This window comes from Streptomyces sp. NPDC056144 (genome assembly GCF_042264145.1).
Lineage (GTDB): Bacteria > Actinomycetota > Actinomycetes > Streptomycetales > Streptomycetaceae > Streptomyces.
In genome coordinates this window covers 217,494-233,400 of record NZ_JBHJVF010000003.1, presented here as the reverse complement: position 1 = coordinate 233,400, position 15,907 = coordinate 217,494, and the positions used below count along the sequence as shown (strand labels likewise).

The following is a 15,907-nucleotide window of genomic DNA, read 5'->3' as shown; positions in this document are numbered from 1 at the left end:
CGTAACCTGGCCATCATGAGCGAGTGCCCGCACGTTGCCGACATGCCGCGCCCCGAACCGGCGCCGCTGGCCGACACCTGCCCCGAGTGTCTCGCTGACGGGACGCACCCCGTCCAGCTGCGGCTCTGTCTGAGCTGCGGGCACGTCGGGTGCTGCGACTCGTCGGCCGGACGGCACGCGACGGGGCACTTCTCCGCGACCGGACATCCGGTGATGCGGACCTTCGAGCCGGGCGAGGCCTGGCGCTGGTGCTTCGTGGACGGGTCGATCGTCTGAGGCGATCCGGACGAGCGGGACGAGCCGGGCCGCCCGACGGTTCGGGCGGTCCGCGGCTGGGTACGTCACCCCTCCGCCCGTCGCTCGTTCTCGGCCCCGCAGACCCCTGTCCACTGTCCGCTTCCGTGGCCCTACCATGGGTGACGGGTCGTGGTCGGGGGCCGGTGCTCGCGACGACACGACGGGACGGATCGCGATAGCGTCACGGCGGACCGCGCAGCCCCCTGCGCACCGCCCGGTCCGGGGCCACTCCCCCCGGACCCCGAATGAGCTTGTGCCACCTTGGAGGTGAGGGTGTCCCAGATCACAGGCGAGCCCGGGAACCAGGACTTCGTGGAAGTCCGACTGCCGGCTGCGGGTGCCTATCTGTCCGTGCTGCGTACGGCCACGGCCGGCCTCGCGGCGCGCTTGGACTTCACCCTCGACGAGATCGAGGACTTGCGGATCGCGGTCGACGAGGCCTGCGCCATCCTGCTCCAGCAGGCCGTGCCGGGGTCCGTCCTCAGCTGTGTCTTCCGGCTCGTGGACGACTCGCTCGACGTGACCGTCTCCGCCCCGACCACCGACGGCCGGGCGCCGGAGCGGGACACCTTCGCCTGGACGGTGCTGTCGGCGCTGGCCGGGAAGGTGGAGTCGACGGTGGCGGACGACCGTACGGTCTCGATCAGCCTGTACAAACAGCGCGGCGCGGGGCCAGGCCCGGCGTGAGGAGCGGGGACGCGACGGCCGGCATCCCTGAGCAGCAGGCGCGGCCGAAGAGGGTCGCTACGGAGCAGGCGGACCAGATGAGCGAGCACGCACAGCACGACGAGGTTTCCGGGGCGCCCGGCGTCTCCGGCGCGCCCGAGCCCTCGACCGACGGCGTCGGGGCGGTCGAGGCCGCAGGGGCCGTCGAGGCGGCCGGGGTTGCCCGGGAGGGCGCCGCCGAAGCGGACGGCTCCGAGGCCGGGACCGAGGCCGAGGCCGAGGCGGGGACCGGCACTGAGGCCGAGGCCGAGGCCGACTCCGTACCCGAGGACGTCCCGGCCCCGACGGACCGGAGCGGCGCCCGCGCCCTCTTCGTCGAGCTCCGCGATCTGCCCGAGGGCTCCCCGGAGAAGGCCGAGCTGCGCAACCGGCTGGTACGGATGCACCTGCCGCTCGTGGAGCACCTGGCCCGGCGCTTCCGCAACCGCGGCGAGCCGCTCGACGACCTGACCCAGGTCGCGACCATCGGCCTGATCAAGTCGGTGGACCGGTTCGACCCGGAGCGCGGGGTCGAGTTCTCGACGTACGCGACCCCGACCGTCGTCGGCGAGATCAAGCGCCACTTCCGCGACAAGGGGTGGGCGGTCCGCGTGCCGCGCCGCCTCCAGGAGCTGCGGCTCTCGCTGACCACGGCGACGGCCGAGCTCTCCCAGCAGCACGGCCGCTCGCCGACGGTGCACGAGCTGGCGGAACGGCTCGGGATCTCCGAGGAGGAGGTCCTGGAGGGGCTGGAGTCGGCCAACGCCTACTCGACGCTCTCCCTGGACGTCCCGGACACGGACGACGAGTCGCCGGCGGTCGCGGACACCCTGGGCGCGGAGGACGAGGCCCTGGAGGGCGTCGAGTACCGGGAGTCGCTCAAGCCGCTCCTGGAGGACCTGCCGCCCCGGGAGAAGCGGATCCTGCTGCTGCGGTTCTTCGGGAACATGACCCAGTCGCAGATCGCGCAGGAGGTCGGCATCTCCCAGATGCACGTTTCCCGGCTGCTGGCTCGGACCCTGGCGTCGCTGCGCGAGAAACTTCTCGTCGAGGAGTGAGGGCCGGGTCCTACTGACCGGGGCGTCGGATGCCGAGCGCCTCGGTCGTGGCCGGGTTCACCAGGAGGACGAGTCCGGTCACGGCGAGGACGCCGAGGACGATGCCGACCGGGATCATCGCGCTGTTCGCCTGGACCATCTGCCAGGCGACCGGCAGCGCCAGGATCTGGGTGATCACGGCCGGGCCGCGGCTCCAGCTGCGGCCCAGCCACAGGCCGCGGGCGGCGGCGAGCGGGATCAGGCCGAGTGCGACGAGCGTCACGGCGCCGGTCAGCGCGCCGGTGAGGTCGCCGGTCCCGTCCGACAGGGACCGCACCAGCATGTACACGCCTCCGGCGAGGAGCCCGAGGGCCTCGATTCCGGCCACGGCCGCCGCCGCGGCGAGGCGGGTGGGGCGGCCAGGGCTCGTGGGGGCGGCGGTCTGCTCCGTACTGCTGCTCATACAGGGCAGGGTAGCCGGGGCCCGTCGGCCCGGGGGCGGCCCCCGGTGACCGTCCACCGACCGGGCAGGACTGCGCCCGGTACCGCCGGGTAGGTACGCTGACGGTCATGCGCGCACTTCTCGTGGTCAATCCGGCAGCCACCACCACCAGTGCCCGCACCCGTGACGTGCTCATCCACGCCCTCGCGAGCGAGATGAAGCTGGAGGCGGTCACCACCGAGTACCGCGGGCACGCGCGCGACCTGGGGCGGCGGGCCGCCGACTCCGGGAACATCGACCTGGTCGTCGCCCTCGGCGGCGACGGCACGGTGAACGAGGTCGTGAACGGGCTGCTGCACGACGGCCCCGATCCGGAGCGGCTGCCGGGGCTCGCGGTCGTCCCGGGCGGTTCGACGAATGTCTTCGCCCGCGCGCTCGGTCTGCCGAACGACGCGGTGGAGGCGACCGGCGCCCTCCTGGACGCGCTGCGCGAGCGGCGGGCACGCACGGTGAGCCTCGGGCAGGCCTCGGGGACGCCGGGGACCGAGGACGAGTCGGTGCCCTCGCGCTGGTTCACCTTCTGCGCCGGACTCGGGTTCGACGCGAGCGTCATCGGACGAGTCGAACAGCAGAGGGAGCGCGGGCGGAGATCCACGCACGCCCTCTACCTCCGCCAGGTGTTCCGCCAGTTCCTGGAGGAGCCGAACCGGCGGCACGGCACGATCACCCTGGAGCGGCCCGGCGCGGAGCCGGTCGAGGACCTCGTCCTCTCCATAATCTGCAACACCTCCCCCTGGACCTACCTGGGCAATCGTCCGGTGTACGCGTCTCCGGAGGCCTCCTTCGAGACCGCCCTCGACGTGCTCGGTCTGAGCCGTCTCTCCACGCCGGCGGTGGCCCGGTACGGCACGCAGCTGCTCACTTCCACGCCCGAACGGGGTCCCCGGGGCAAGCACGCCGTGACTCTGCACGACCTGACCGACTTCACCTTGCATTCCAAGGTCCCGCTCCCTCTCCAGATGGACGGAGACCACCTGGGACTGCGTACGAGCGTGACGTTCACAGGCGTACGCCATGCACTGCGTGTGATTGTGTGAGTGGAAGGGCCCAAAGTCCTTTCACTCGAACGTTTAGGCTGGCATCCACCCCTTAGAAGTACGGCTGTGACCTAGCCGACACCGAGGAATCAAAAAAAACTTTCCGGAAGGGGTTGTATCCGTTGCCGAGGTTTGCGAGTCTCTTCTTGGCGATCGGGACGGCCCGCAACACCGGCCTCCACTGAGAGCCAGAACCCCTCCTCAACACCTGGACCACACCAGTTCATCTGGCAGTCGGCCCTTCCCTTGCGGGGGGATTCGTGAAAGCGTTCACATTCACAAGCAACATGCATGTCACACCAAGAGAGGTAGCAGCCATGGACTGGCGTCACAACGCCGTTTGTCGTGAGGAAGACCCCGAGCTGTTCTTCCCCATCGGCAACACCGGTCCTGCGCTGCTGCAGATCGAGGAAGCCAAGGCCGTCTGCCGCCGCTGCCCCGTCATGGAGCAGTGCCTGCAGTGGGCGCTCGAGTCCGGCCAGGACTCCGGCGTCTGGGGTGGCCTCAGCGAGGACGAGCGCCGCGCGATGAAGCGCCGCGCCGCTCGCAACCGGGCGCGCAACGCCAGCGCCTGAAGCACCCCCACAGCCTGAGGCCGTCGGCGCATACATCGCGTATGCAATCACCGCCCTCGTGTAGCAGCGCGCAGCAGTAACCCACAGCATTCGAGCCCCGGACCGATTCCCTTCGGTCCGGGGCTCGCTGCTGTGCGGGGGCGGGCGACCCCCGCCCCGGCTACTTCTGCGGGTGTACGGGAATGTCGAGGATGACCTTCGTGCCGCGCTCGGCACCGGGGACCATGTCGAAGGTGCCGCCCAACTCCCCCTCCACCAGCGTCCGGACGATCTGGAGGCCGAGGTTTCCGGCCCGCTGCGGGTCGAATCCCTCGGGCAGGCCGCAGCCGTCGTCGGAGACGGTGATCAGGAGCCGTGCGTCCAGGCGGGGTTCGCCGCGGACGGCGGTGACCTCGACGGTGCCCTGCTCGCCCTGGGAGAAGGCGTGTTCCAGGGCGTTCTGCAGAATCTCCGTCAGGACCATGGAGAGCGGGGTGGCGACCTCGGCGTCCAGGATGCCGAAGCGGCCGTTGCGCCGGCAGGTGACCTTGCCCGGGGAGATCTCCGCGACCATCGCGATCACGCGGTCGGCGATCTCGTCGAACTCGACGCGCTCGTCCAGGTTTTGGGACAGCGTCTCATGGACGATGGCGATCGAGCCGACCCGACGGACCGCCTCGTTGAGCGCCTCGCGGCCGCGGTCGGAGTCCATCCGGCGGGCCTGGAGGCGCAGAAGGGCCGCCACCGTCTGGAGGTTGTTCTTCACCCGGTGGTGGATCTCCCGGATGGTGGCGTCCTTGGTGATCAACTCCCGCTCTCGGCGGCGCAGTTCGGTGACGTCGCGGAGCAGGACGAGCGAACCGATGCGCGTGCCCTTGGGCTTGAGCGGGATCGCGCGGAGCTGGATCACTCCCCCGTTGCCCTCGACCTCGAACTCGCGGGGCGCGTAGCCGGAGGCCAGCTTGACCAGGGCCTCGTCGACGGGGCCCCGGGAGGGGGCGAACTCGGCGGTGATCTGGCCGAGGTGCTGGCCGACCAGGTCGGCGGCGAGCCCGAGGCGGTGGTACGCGGAGAGGGCGTTCGGCGAGGCGTACTGGACGATGCCCTCGGCGTCGAGGCGGACGAGTCCGTCGCCGGCGCGCGGCGAGGAGTCCATGTCGACCTGCTCCCCCGGGAAGGGAAACGTTCCGGCCGCGATCATCTGCGCGAGGTCGGAGGCGGACTGGAGATAGGTGAGCTCCAGGCGCGAGGGGGTGCGGACGGTGAGCAGGTTGGTGTTGCGGGCGATGACGCCGAGGACCCGGCCCTCCCTCCGTACGGGAATGGACTCGACCCGCACCGGGACCTCCTCGCGCCACTCCGGGTCGCCCTCCCGGACGATCCGGCCCTCGTCGAGGGCGGCGTCGAGCAGGGGCCGGCGGCCGCGCGGGACCAGGTGGCCGACCATGTCGTCCTGGTAGGAGGTGGGGCCGGTGTTGGGCCGCATCTGGGCGACGGAGACGTACCGCGTGCCGTCGAGGGTCGGGACCCAGAGGACGAGGTCGGCGAAGGAGAGGTCGGAGAGCAGCTGCCACTCCGACACCAGCAGGTGGAGCCACTCGAGGTCGGAGTCGCTCAGGGCTGTGTGCTGGCGGACGAGGTCGTTCATGGAGGGCACGGTGCGAGGGTACCTGCGGAATTGCAGGGGCGGTGAACCTGGATCTCCGGGCTTCCGTGTTGGAGGATAGGCCGGTAACCACCGCGTTCAAGTGGATGGACAGACGAGAATGGTCTAGTCCACAATGAACGCAACAAGCCTCCATCCTCCCCGCACAGGAGGGTGGACGAGGTTCCCGACGCTCTCTGCCCTGACTGCGTCGAGACCTCCCACACGGCCGCGGGACCGCACACCCCCGGCCGAGCAACTCCGGGCTGCGGTGCCGGACGGGTTGAGGGTCCCGTCAGGCGCCGCGGCCCGCGGGTGTTTCCGGGGGCGTTTTCTCCCCGATGGGCCTCACGAGTGGCTGACGAATCCCGCGCGACCGACGATGGTGGCGATGTCGTCCCGCGCCGTGGAACGGCATGGGGAGAGGGGCTCTCCTCTGCTAGATTTGGCTTTGATTGGTCTATACCACCAGGTCCCTCAGCAGGCCCTCCCCAGAACGGCAGGCACAGCGTGGAAGTTGTCATCGTCAAGGACGCCAAGGCGGGCGGCGAGCTCATCGCGGACGGCATCGCCGACCTCCTGCGCCGCAAGCCCGACGCGCTGCTCGGCGTGGCCACGGGCTCGACTCCGATCCCGATCTACGACGCCCTGACCGCCCAGGTCCGTGACGGCGCCGTGGACGCCTCCCGGGCCCGGATCGCCCAGCTGGACGAGTACGTCGGTCTGCCGTCCGGGCACCCGGAGTCGTACCGCTCCACCGTCCTGCGCCAGGTCGTCGAGCCGCTCGGGCTGTCCCAGGAGGCCTTCATGGGCCCCGACGGCTCCGCGGAGGACGTCCAGGCGGCCTGCGAGGCGTACGACAAGGCGCTGGCCGCGGCCGGCGGCGTGGACCTCCAGATCCTCGGCATCGGCACCGACGGGCACATCGGCTTCAACGAGCCGTGCTCCTCGCTCGCCTCCCGCACCCGGATCAAGACGCTCACCGAGCAGACCCGGATCGACAACGCGCGGTTCTTCGACAACGACATCGAGCAGGTCCCGCACCACGTCATCACCCAGGGCATCGGCACCATCCTGGAGGCCCGTCACCTCGTCCTGCTCGCCACCGGCGAGGGCAAGGCCGAGGCCGTCGCGCAGACCGTCGAGGGGCCCGTGGCGGCGCTCGTACCGGCCTCCGCGCTCCAGCTGCACCCGCACGCCACCGTCGTCGTCGACGAGGCCGCCGCGTCCAAGCTGAAGCTCGCGGACTACTTCCGCCACACCTTCGCGGACAAGCCCTCCTGGCAGGGCATCTAGAAGACAGCGCGAGACGCGAGAAAGGGGCCCGGCACCTCCACGGTGCCGGGCCCCTTTCTCGTACCTCTGGTCCGTCAGGCTCCGGAGCCGACGACGGCCTCGGCCGCCGCGCGGCCGCAGACACGGGCGGCGCCGTGCGTGGCGATGTGCAGGGCCCCGCGGGGCTCCGCCTCGTTGAGGCCCATCTCGACGACGATCGTGTCCGGGCGGGCCACGAGGAGCCCGTCGAGGGCCGCGATCATCCACGGGTGGCGGTGGGCGTCGCGGACCACCGCGACGATCCGGCGCTCCCCCGCCGCCGCGAGGACGGCGTCCACGGAGGCGTCGGCGTAGGAGCCGGTCTCCGTGCCGGGCAGCAGGCGCTCCAGCTCCGCCGCGATGCCCCAGGGCGTCTCGTCGCCGACCGCGAAGTTCGCGACCGGGGTGAAGGAGGCCACGTACGGGGCCTCGGTGACGGGCGTGTGCGGGTGGGCGCCACGGGTCACCTTGAGGGCCCTGCGGGCCGCCACGAGTCCGACATCGACACCGGGCGCGGTCCCCTCCTGCACTGCCGCGCCCGGCGTCGATCCAGCCCCCCTGGCCCGGTGCGCCTGGGTCCAGGACGCGAGGGCGCGCACGCGCGCCGCCGCGTCGGCCAGACGCTCCTCGGGCAGTTCACCGGTCCGTACCGCGTTGACCAGCGCGTCGCGCAGCCGCAGTACGGTGCCCTCGTCGCACAGCCCGCCGCCGACGCAGATGGCGTCGGCGCCCGCGGCGATCGCGAGGACGGATCCGCGCTCGATGCCGTACGTCGCCGCGACGGCCTGCATCTCCATGCCGTCGGTGACGATCAGCCCCTCGAAGCCCAGCTCCTGACGCAGCAGACCGGTGAGGATCTGCGGGCTCAGGGTGGCCGGACGGTGCGGGTCGAGCGCGGAGAGCAGGATATGCGCGCTCATGACCGCTTTGGTACCCGCGGCGATGGCGGCGCGGAAAGGTACCAGCTCACGGGCGTGCAGTGTGGCGAGGTCCACATCGATCCGGGGCAGGGCGTCGTGGGAATCCACGTTGGTGTCGCCGTGTCCGGGGAAGTGCTTCGTGCAGGCCGCGACACCGACGCCCTGGAGGCCGTCGACGTACGCCACGGTGTGCCGGGCGACCAGGTCGGGGTCCGGTCCGAAGGAGCGGACGCCGATGACCGGGTTCTCGGCGTTGGAGTTCACGTCGGCGGACGGGGCCCAGTTGAGGTCCACTCCGCAGGCCGCGAGCCGGCGGCCGAGCTCGCGGGCCACGGCCCGGGTGAGCTCGACGTCGTCGACGCTGCCGAGGGCGTAGCTGCCGGGGAAGGAGGAGCCCTGCTTGACCTCGAGGCGGGTGACGTCGCCACCCTCCTCGTCGATGGCCACGAGGACGTCGTCCCGCTCGGACCGCAGCTGGGCGGTGAGCGCGGCGAGCTGCTCAGGGCTGACGATGTTCCGGCCGAAGAGGCCGACCGAGGAGAGTCCCTCGCCGATCTGGCGGCGCAGCCAGTCGGGGGCGGTGGTGCCCTCGAAGCCCGGCTGGAGCACCGTGAGCGCGTCCCGCGTGAGGGTGTCGGCGCCGTGTACGAGTGTGGTCATGAGACGTCGTTATCCCTTCACCGCGCCGGCGGTCATGCCGCCGACGGCCTTGCGCTGGAGGAAGAGGAACACGATGAGCACGGGCAGGGCGAACAGCGTGGAGGCGGCCATGGTGGCGCCCCAGTCGCTGCCGAACGCGGTCTGGAACTGGGTGAGCCAGAGCGTCAGCGTCTGCGACTCGCGCTCCTTGTTCAGCATGAGGATCATGGCGAACTCGTTCCAGGCGGTGATGAAGCCGAAGAGCGAGGTCGACATGAGGCCGGGGGCGAGGAGCGGGAAGATCACCTTGCGGAAGGCCTGGCCACGGGTGCAGCCGTCGATCTGGGCGGCCTCCTCCAGCTCGACCGGGACGGCGGCGATGAAGCCGCGCAGGGTCCAGATGGTGAAGGGGAGGACCATCACGAAGTAGATGAGCGTCAGCAGCGGGATGCTGTTCAGCATGTCGCTGTCGCGGGCGATCATGTACATCGCGATGACCATGACCTCCCAGGGGGCCATCTGCGCCATCATCACGATGAGGACGATGCCCTTGCGGCCCTTGAACTTCATGCGGGCGATCGCGAAGCTCGCGGCGAGGGCCACGAGGAGGGCGAGGAGCACGGCGCCGACGGTGACCACGAGGCTGTTCCGAACGTAGGTCCAGAAGAGGTCTACACCAGTGGCGGTCACATAGTTGTCGAAGGTCGGCGTGAAGAAGAAGACCGGGTCCTTGGTCATGATCTCGTGCTGCGGCTTCAGCGAGGACGAGAACATCCAGTAGACCGGGAAGACGAAGATCACCGCGAGGACCAGGGCGGAGACGTTCTTGGCGACGACGCCGACCGTCAGCGGCTTCCTCTTGCGCAGCTTCTGCGGAGTCTGGGGTGCGGCGGTGCCGGTGGTGGTGCTCACAGCTCCTCCTCCTGCTTCAGGATCAGGCGGAAGTAGAAGGACATGACCGCGATCAGCATCACGATCGTCAGGATGGAGATGGCGGCGGCGACACCGTAGTGGAACTGGCCGACGCCCTCGACGTACGCGAAGACCGGGAGGGTCTCGGAACCGTGGTCGGGGCCGCCCTGGTTCATCGCGTAGACCTGCGCGAACGCCTTGAAGATCCAGATGATCTCCAGGAACGTCGTGATCATGAAGAAGGACTTCAGGTTCGGGAAGACCACGGCCCAGAAGGTGCGCCAGCCGCTCGCGCCGTCCATCTTGGCGGCCTCGTACAGCTCGGTCCCGACGGTGGTCAGGGCGGCGTACATGTTGAGGGCGACGAACGGGACGGAGCCCCAGACCAGCAGGATCAGGATGATGACCAGCGTGGAGAAGCCGGTCTCGAACCAGCTGTGCTGGTCGTAACCCGAGAAGCCGAGCGTGCGCATGACCCAGTTCGCGACACCGAACTGCTCGTCGAAGAGCCACCGGAAGACGGTCACGGAGGCGATGATCGGCATGGCCCAGGCGAACATCAGCGCCAGCGAGAGGACGAGCTTCATCTTCTTGCCGAGGCGGTTCAGGAGAAGGCCGATGCCGGTGCCGATCGCCATGATCAGGGCGACGTTGACGGCGGTGAAGACGACGCTTCGGACGGCGACGGTCCAGAACTGCTCGTCCTTCAGCAGGTTCGTGTAGTTGTCGAACCCGACCCATACCGTCTCGCGGGTGATGAATTCCTTCCGGTTCAAGCCCTGGAAGGAGAGGATCACATTGCGGATCAGCGGGTAGAGCAGCAGGCCTGCCATCGACAGCAGCGCCGGCGCGACCAGCAGATAGGGCAGCAGCCCGCTGGGCAGGGAGCTCCTGCGTCGCGAGGGCTGAAGGACTTCCTTCGAGCCGGAAGGGGTCGGCGGAGTCAGGGACTTCTCTGACTTCTCTGCCGCCCTCCCGGGCGCGTCCTGAGGAGCGGCGCTCGCCGTCCCCTGGGAGTCCACGGTCATGGTCTCATTCCTCGCGGTTCTGGGGCTCCCGCGCCCACCGGGGCACGGCCCGGGGGAGCGGGCCGTTGATCACTGCATCGCTGCGAGATCACCGCATCGCTGCGACGTCGCTGCGAACGCGCCGGGAGTGCGGCCGGTGCGACACCGGCCGCACCCCCGGGGCTACGGATTACTGCTGGTTGATGCGCTCGTTGATGACCTTGTCGGCGGCCTCGGCGGCAGCCTTGGTGTCGCCACCCTTCAGGACCTTGGTCATGTAGTCCTTGATCGGGTTCGGGACGGTCTCGACGTTCGCCCAGCCCGGGGTCACCGGGGTGACCTTGCCGGAGGCGGAGGACGCGGCCATGGCCTCGGCGAAGGAGCCGGCGGCCGGCTTGAACTGCGCGGCGTCCTGGTTCGGAAGCAGCGCGCCCTCGGTGGCCGCGGCGTACTTCGTCATGAACTCCTTGCCGGCGGCGAGCGCCAGCCACTCCTTCGCGAGCTCCTTGTTCTGCGAGCGCTCGGCGATGGCGAGGTTCGAGCCACCGAGGAAGACGGAGCCCGGCTTGTCGGCGGTCTTGCCCGGGATCGGGAAGTAGCCGAAGTCGGCGGTCTTGCCGGCCTTCTTGATGGCGTCGATCGCGCCGCCGGCCTCCCAGCCGAGGCCGACCCAGGACGCCACGCCACCCTTGGGGACGACGTCGGTGGACTGCTGCGGGGTCGCCTCGTCCTTGTCCTTCGGGGCGGTCGTGTAGGCCGAGAGCTCCTTGTAGAAGTTCATGGCGGCGACGGCCTCGGGGGAGGACAGGTTGCCCTTCCACTTGTCGCCGTCCTTGACGGCGAGGTCGCTGCCCTCGTCCCAGATGAGGCCGGCGAGGACGTACCAGGACTGACCCGGCAGGTAGATGGCCTGACCCTTGGGGTCGGCGGCCTTCAGCTTCTTCAGACCCTCGAGCCACTCGGCGCGGGTCTTCGGCGGGGTGACGCCGGCCTTCTTGAACGCGGCCTTGTCGTAGACGACGACGCGGTTGGCGGCGTACCACGGGGCGGAGTAGAGCTTGCCGTCCAGCTCGTTGGAGGCGACCATGCCCTTGTTCCAGGCGTCGTAGCCGAGCGTGGCCTTGTCGCCCGTCAGGTCGGCGAGACCGCCGGTGACCGCGTAACCGGCGGTCTGGGTGTTGCCGAGCTCCAGGACGTCCGGCGGGGTGTTCTCGGAGAGGGCGGTGGTGACCTTCTCCTGGATGCCGTTCCAGACCTGCTTCTCGACCTTGACCTTGGTGCCCGGGTGCTTGGCCTCGAACGCCTTGTTGACCTCCGCCATCCAGGCGTCCGGCGCGGAACCGTCCATGACCCAGACGGTCAGGGTCTTGTTGCCACCGGCGGACTCCTTGGCGGTGTCCTTGCCCTTGTCGCCGCTGTCAGAACCGCCACACGCAGCGATAGAGACCATCATGCCCGCGACGCCGATCGCCGCGATGAGCTTGCGCTTCACGCCACCCTCCTCAGGGATGCCTGCAACCCCTGCCCACCGCGCGAAGACATACGTCGGATATAGCTCGTGGGGCTGGGACCTGGTCTTTAATGGTTTAGACCAGTACCCGGAGCTTGGCCTAGACCTTTAGGGGTGTCAAGGGTGTATAAGAAGGGCAGTCGCGTCCGTTATCGGACCGACACCTGAGGGAGGCCGACGACCCGTGACCGGTCCGTGCCACCATGTGAGGCGCTACAGACGGAGGAGCCGGTGACGGCAGCAGCGCAAGAGTCGGGAAGGCAGGCCATGGCCACGGACGCGGGCAGCACGGAGACCGAGGGCGGGATCGCCACTCGCACCGCGCGCGTGCCCAAGTACTACCGACTGAAGCGGCATTTGCTCGACATGACGGAGACCCTGCCGCCCGGCACGCCGGTCCCGCCGGAGCGCACACTCGCCGCCGAGTTCGACACCTCGCGCACGACCGTGCGCCAGGCCCTGCAGGAACTGGTCGTCGAGGGCCGCCTGGAGCGCATCCAGGGCAAGGGCACCTTCGTGGCGAAGCCCAAGGTCTCCCAGGCGCTCCAGCTCACCTCGTACACCGAGGACATGCGCGCGCAGGGCCTGGAGCCCACCTCGCAGCTCCTCGACATCGGGTACGTCACCGCCGACGACACGCTCGCCGGACTGCTCGACATCACGGCCGGCGGCCGGGTGCTGCGCATCGAGCGCCTGCGCCTCGCGAGCGGCGAGCCGATGGCGATCGAGACCACGCACCTTTCGGCCAAGCGCTTCCCCGCGCTGCGCCGCTCCCTGGTGAAGTACACCTCGCTCTACACGGCCCTCGCCGAGGTCTACGACGTCCACCTCGCCGAGGCCGAGGAGACCATCGAGACCTCCCTCGCCACCCCGCGCGAGGCCGGCCTGCTCGGTACGGACGTGGGCCTGCCGATGCTGATGCTCTCCCGGCACTCGCTGGACGCCCAGGGCGAACCGGTGGAATGGGTGCGGTCGGTCTACCGGGGCGACCGGTACAAGTTCGTGGCGCGCCTCAAGCGCCCCACCGACTAAGCAAATCGGGATTTATCGCATTTCACGTGAGGGGCCGCCGGAATTCGGCGGCCCCTCACGTCATCCGTTATGCGGACAGGGGTTCCGTCAGGCGAAACCGTCCCCTAGATTGCCGACCCGTTAACCAGGTGATCAGCGAGGGGACGAGTCGCCATGTCCGAAGCAGCACAGCGGGAACAAGGGAAACAACCGACCGTCACACCCCTGAGGGTGGTGATCGGACTCTGCCTTTTCGCGCCCTTCGTGGCGATGCTCTGGGTGAGTTCCTACGCGAAAGTCGAACCGCTCTTCGCGGGCATCCCGTTCTTCTACTGGTACCAGATGCTCTGGGTGCTGATCTCCACCGCGCTCACCATGATCGCGTACAAGCTGTGGCAGCTCGACCAGCGCAACCGGAAGGCTGGTGACGCGCGATGACGGACGGCGTGAACGGCGTGGCGCTCGGCGTCTTCGTCTTCTTCTTCCTGGCCGTGACGGTCATGGGCTTCCTGGCCTCGCGCTGGCGCAGGGCCGAGAACGAGAACAGCCTCGACGAATGGGGCCTGGGCGGCCGGTCCTTCGGCACCTGGGTGACCTGGTTCCTGCTCGGCGGCGACCTGTACACCGCGTACACCTTCGTCGCCGTCCCGGCGGCCGTCTACGCGGCGGGCGCGGCCGGCTTCTTCGCCGTGCCGTACACGATCCTCGTCTACCCGCTGATCTTCACCTTCCTGCCGCGCCTGTGGTCGGTCTCGCACAAGCACGGCTACGTGACCACCTCCGACTTCGTGCGCGGCCGCTTCGGCTCCAAGGGCCTGTCGCTGGCGGTCGCCGTCACCGGCATCCTCGCGACCATGCCGTACATCGCGCTCCAGCTCGTCGGCATCCAGGCCGTCCTGGACGTGATGGGCGTCGGCGGCGGCGAGAACACCCACTGGTTCGTCAAGGACCTGCCGCTGCTCATCGCCTTCGGCGTCCTCGCGGCCTACACGTACTCCTCGGGCCTGCGCGCCCCGGCGCTCATCGCCTTCGTCAAGGACACCCTGATCTACCTGGTGATCGCCGTCGCGATCATCTACATCCCGATCAAGCTCGGCGGCTTCGACGAGATCTTCGCCAAGGCCGGCGAGGCCTACGCGCAGACCAACCCGGCGACCGGCAAGCCGCGCGGCGCGCTCGTCCCGGGCGAGGCCGGCCAGTGGACGTACGCGACCCTGGCGCTCGGCTCGGCGCTCGCGCTCTTCATGTACCCGCACTCCATCACGGCGACCCTGTCGTCCCGGAGCCGCGAGGTCATCCGCCGCAACACCACGATCCTGCCGCTGTACTCGCTGATGCTGGGCCTGCTCGCGCTGCTCGGCTTCATGGCGATCGCCGCCGGCATCCAGGTCAAGAACGGCCAGCTCGCCATCCCGCAGCTGTTCGAGAACATGTTCCCGGCCTGGTTCGCGGGCGTGGCCTTCGCCGCGATCGGCATCGGCGCGCTGGTCCCGGCCGCGATCATGTCGATCGCCGCCGCCAACCTCTTCACGAGGAACATCTACAAGGACTTCCTCAAGAAGGACGCGACCCCGGCGCAGGAGACCAAGGTCTCCAAGCTGGTCTCGCTCCTCGTGAAGGTCGGCGCGCTCGTCTTCGTCCTCACCATGGACAAGACGGTCGCGATCAACTTCCAGCTCCTCGGCGGCATCTGGATCCTCCAGACCTTCCCGGCGCTGGTCGGCGGCCTCTTCACCCGCTGGTTCCACCGCTGGGCGCTGCTCGCCGGCTGGGCCGTCGGCATGGTCTACGGCACGTTCGCCGCGTACGGCGTCGCCAGCCCGACGCAGAAGCACTTCGGCGGTTCGGCGGCCGAGATCCCGGGCATCGGCGAGATCGGCTACATCGGCCTCACCGCCTTCGTCCTCAACGTCGTCGTCACCGTCGTCCTGACCTTCGTCCTCAAGGCCGTGAAGGCCCCCGAGGGCGTCGACGAGACCTCCCCGGAGGACTACACGGCCGACGCCGGCGACCCCGTCTCCGGCGGGAAGTCGTCGAAGGTCGGTGCCGGGGCACACTGATCGCATGGATTTCACGATCAGGGCGGTACGGCCCGAGGAGTACGAGGAACTCGGTGACCTCACCGGGTTCACGTACCTGGGCGACGGGCTGCTGCTCGACGGCGAGGACGACTACTACCTGGCGGTGCTGCGGGACACCGAGCGCCGGGCGCGCGAGGCCGAGGTGCTCGTCGCCGTCGACGAGGAGACCGGCCGGATCATCGGCGGCGTGACCTTCGCCCTCGGCGGCACCACCTGGGCCGACATCGCCGTCCCCGGCGAGGCCGAGTTCCGGATGCTCGTGGTCGGGCCCGAGGCGCGCGGCAGGGGTGCCGGAGAGGCGCTCGTGCGGGCCTGCGTGGACCGCGCGCGGGCCGTCCCGGAGTGCGCCCGGCTGGTGCTCTCCACGGGCCCGAGCATGGTCGCGGCGCACCGGATCTACGAGCGGATGGGCTTCGTCCGTACCCCCGGGCGGGACTGGGAGCCGGTCCCCGGCTTCACCCTGAAGACGTACGCGCTGGAGTTCCACACGACGGGCACGTAAAACCTGACGACACAACATGTGGGGGGCGCCAACTCCGGCGCCCCCCACATGTATGCTCGACCTCGCTGTCGACGCAGGGAAATCCGGCGCGAATCCGGAACTGTCCCGCAACGGTGTGCTTCGTGCGGATTTTCGGTACGGAGCGAGTCCGACGACCTGCCGGCAGCCCACCCGGTCCGTCCGTTCCGGGTGTCACTGACGTCCGGGCCTCGCGGAGTGGGCCGGTGGACGCGG

16 protein-coding genes and 1 riboswitch are annotated in these 15,907 nt (G+C 69.6%); of the genes, 10 read left to right on the top strand and 6 right to left on the bottom strand.

The annotated features are described in order from the left end of the window. Nucleotides 1–15: 15 nt before the first annotated feature. The 3 genes from ACFC0Z_RS11915 (at nucleotide 16) to ACFC0Z_RS11905 (ending at nucleotide 2,060) form a co-directional block, all read left to right on the top strand. Nucleotides 16–276, top strand: a complete 261-nt coding sequence (locus tag ACFC0Z_RS11915) for a UBP-type zinc finger domain-containing protein (protein WP_360809129.1) — start codon at nucleotides 16–18, stop codon at nucleotides 274–276. Between the two features lie 294 nt (nucleotides 277–570). Then, on the top strand, nucleotides 571–984 hold the full coding sequence (locus tag ACFC0Z_RS11910) for an anti-sigma regulatory factor (RefSeq protein WP_376435596.1): 414 nt from the start codon (nucleotides 571–573) through the stop codon (nucleotides 982–984). Continuing rightward, nucleotides 981–2,060 (top strand): RNA polymerase sigma factor SigF, encoded by a 1,080-nt coding sequence (locus tag ACFC0Z_RS11905; protein ID WP_376435593.1) that lies wholly within the window; start codon nucleotides 981–983, stop codon nucleotides 2,058–2,060. Before ACFC0Z_RS11910 ends, ACFC0Z_RS11905 begins: the two co-directional genes overlap by 4 nt. 10 nt (nucleotides 2,061–2,070) lie before the next feature. Here ACFC0Z_RS11905 and ACFC0Z_RS11900 read toward each other — a convergent pair whose 3' ends face one another. After that, on the bottom strand, nucleotides 2,071–2,502 hold the full coding sequence (locus tag ACFC0Z_RS11900; RefSeq protein ID WP_376435591.1) for a hypothetical protein: 432 nt from the start codon (nucleotides 2,500–2,502) through the stop codon (nucleotides 2,071–2,073). A gap of 107 nt (nucleotides 2,503–2,609) precedes the next feature. Between ACFC0Z_RS11900 and ACFC0Z_RS11895 the strand changes: the two genes are divergently transcribed. After that, nucleotides 2,610–3,578 carry a diacylglycerol/lipid kinase family protein gene (locus ACFC0Z_RS11895; protein ID WP_376435588.1) on the top strand — a complete coding sequence of 323 codons (969 nt, stop codon included), beginning with the start codon at nucleotides 2,610–2,612 and terminating at the stop codon, nucleotides 3,576–3,578. A 317-nt stretch (nucleotides 3,579–3,895) separates the two neighbouring features. Continuing rightward, entirely contained in the window at nucleotides 3,896–4,153 is a 258-nt protein-coding gene (locus ACFC0Z_RS11890; protein ID WP_003953983.1) for a WhiB family transcriptional regulator, read from the top strand. Between the two features lie 160 nt (nucleotides 4,154–4,313). On the opposite strand, the gene ACFC0Z_RS11885 is transcribed toward ACFC0Z_RS11890, so the two are convergent. Beyond that, the gene (locus tag ACFC0Z_RS11885; RefSeq protein WP_376436658.1) at nucleotides 4,314–5,780 is read right to left on the bottom strand and encodes a sensor histidine kinase; all 1,467 of its coding nucleotides are present in this window, start codon (nucleotides 5,778–5,780) and stop codon (nucleotides 4,314–4,316) included. Nucleotides 5,781–6,287: 507 nt separating this feature from the next. Here ACFC0Z_RS11885 and nagB point away from each other — a divergent pair. Further along, nucleotides 6,288–7,073 carry a glucosamine-6-phosphate deaminase gene (nagB, locus tag ACFC0Z_RS11880; RefSeq protein ID WP_376435585.1) on the top strand — a complete coding sequence of 262 codons (786 nt, stop codon included), beginning with the start codon at nucleotides 6,288–6,290 and terminating at the stop codon, nucleotides 7,071–7,073. A gap of 74 nt (nucleotides 7,074–7,147) precedes the next feature. On the opposite strand, the gene ACFC0Z_RS11875 is transcribed toward nagB, so the two are convergent. From ACFC0Z_RS11875 to ACFC0Z_RS11860, 4 genes are all read right to left on the bottom strand, one after another. Beyond that, complete coding sequence (locus ACFC0Z_RS11875; protein ID WP_376435582.1) at nucleotides 7,148–8,671, bottom strand: glycoside hydrolase family 3 protein; 1,524 nt, start codon at nucleotides 8,669–8,671, stop codon at nucleotides 7,148–7,150. Nucleotides 8,672–8,680: 9 nt separating this feature from the next. Further along, the gene (locus ACFC0Z_RS11870) at nucleotides 8,681–9,517 is read right to left on the bottom strand and encodes a carbohydrate ABC transporter permease (RefSeq protein ID WP_376436655.1); all 837 of its coding nucleotides are present in this window, start codon (nucleotides 9,515–9,517) and stop codon (nucleotides 8,681–8,683) included. A gap of 41 nt (nucleotides 9,518–9,558) precedes the next feature. Then, nucleotides 9,559–10,590 carry a carbohydrate ABC transporter permease gene (locus ACFC0Z_RS11865; RefSeq protein ID WP_376435579.1) on the bottom strand — a complete coding sequence of 344 codons (1,032 nt, stop codon included), beginning with the start codon at nucleotides 10,588–10,590 and terminating at the stop codon, nucleotides 9,559–9,561. A gap of 169 nt (nucleotides 10,591–10,759) precedes the next feature. After that, nucleotides 10,760–12,061: an extracellular solute-binding protein gene (locus tag ACFC0Z_RS11860; RefSeq protein ID WP_376435576.1), complete on the bottom strand. Its 1,302-nt coding sequence runs from the start codon at nucleotides 12,059–12,061 to the stop codon at nucleotides 10,760–10,762. A gap of 285 nt (nucleotides 12,062–12,346) precedes the next feature. Here ACFC0Z_RS11860 and ACFC0Z_RS11855 point away from each other — a divergent pair, with 285 nt between their 5' ends. The 4 genes from ACFC0Z_RS11855 (at nucleotide 12,347) to ACFC0Z_RS11840 (ending at nucleotide 15,673) form a co-directional block, all read left to right on the top strand. Continuing rightward, nucleotides 12,347–13,111: a GntR family transcriptional regulator gene (locus tag ACFC0Z_RS11855; RefSeq protein ID WP_360809146.1), complete on the top strand. Its 765-nt coding sequence runs from the start codon at nucleotides 12,347–12,349 to the stop codon at nucleotides 13,109–13,111. A 153-nt stretch (nucleotides 13,112–13,264) separates the two neighbouring features. Beyond that, a complete protein-coding gene (locus tag ACFC0Z_RS11850) occupies nucleotides 13,265–13,528 on the top strand; it encodes a DUF3311 domain-containing protein (RefSeq protein ID WP_376435573.1) in 264 nt (87 codons plus the stop codon). Further along, a complete protein-coding gene (mctP, locus tag ACFC0Z_RS11845) occupies nucleotides 13,525–15,150 on the top strand; it encodes a monocarboxylate uptake permease MctP (RefSeq protein ID WP_376435571.1) in 1,626 nt (541 codons plus the stop codon). Before ACFC0Z_RS11850 ends, mctP begins: the two co-directional genes overlap by 4 nt. Before the next feature lie 4 nt (nucleotides 15,151–15,154). Continuing rightward, a complete protein-coding gene (locus tag ACFC0Z_RS11840; protein ID WP_376435568.1) occupies nucleotides 15,155–15,673 on the top strand; it encodes a GNAT family N-acetyltransferase in 519 nt (172 codons plus the stop codon). Between the two features lie 18 nt (nucleotides 15,674–15,691). Beyond that, a riboswitch (cobalamin riboswitch) is annotated at nucleotides 15,692–15,852 on the top strand. Nucleotides 15,853–15,907 lie beyond the last annotated feature (55 nt).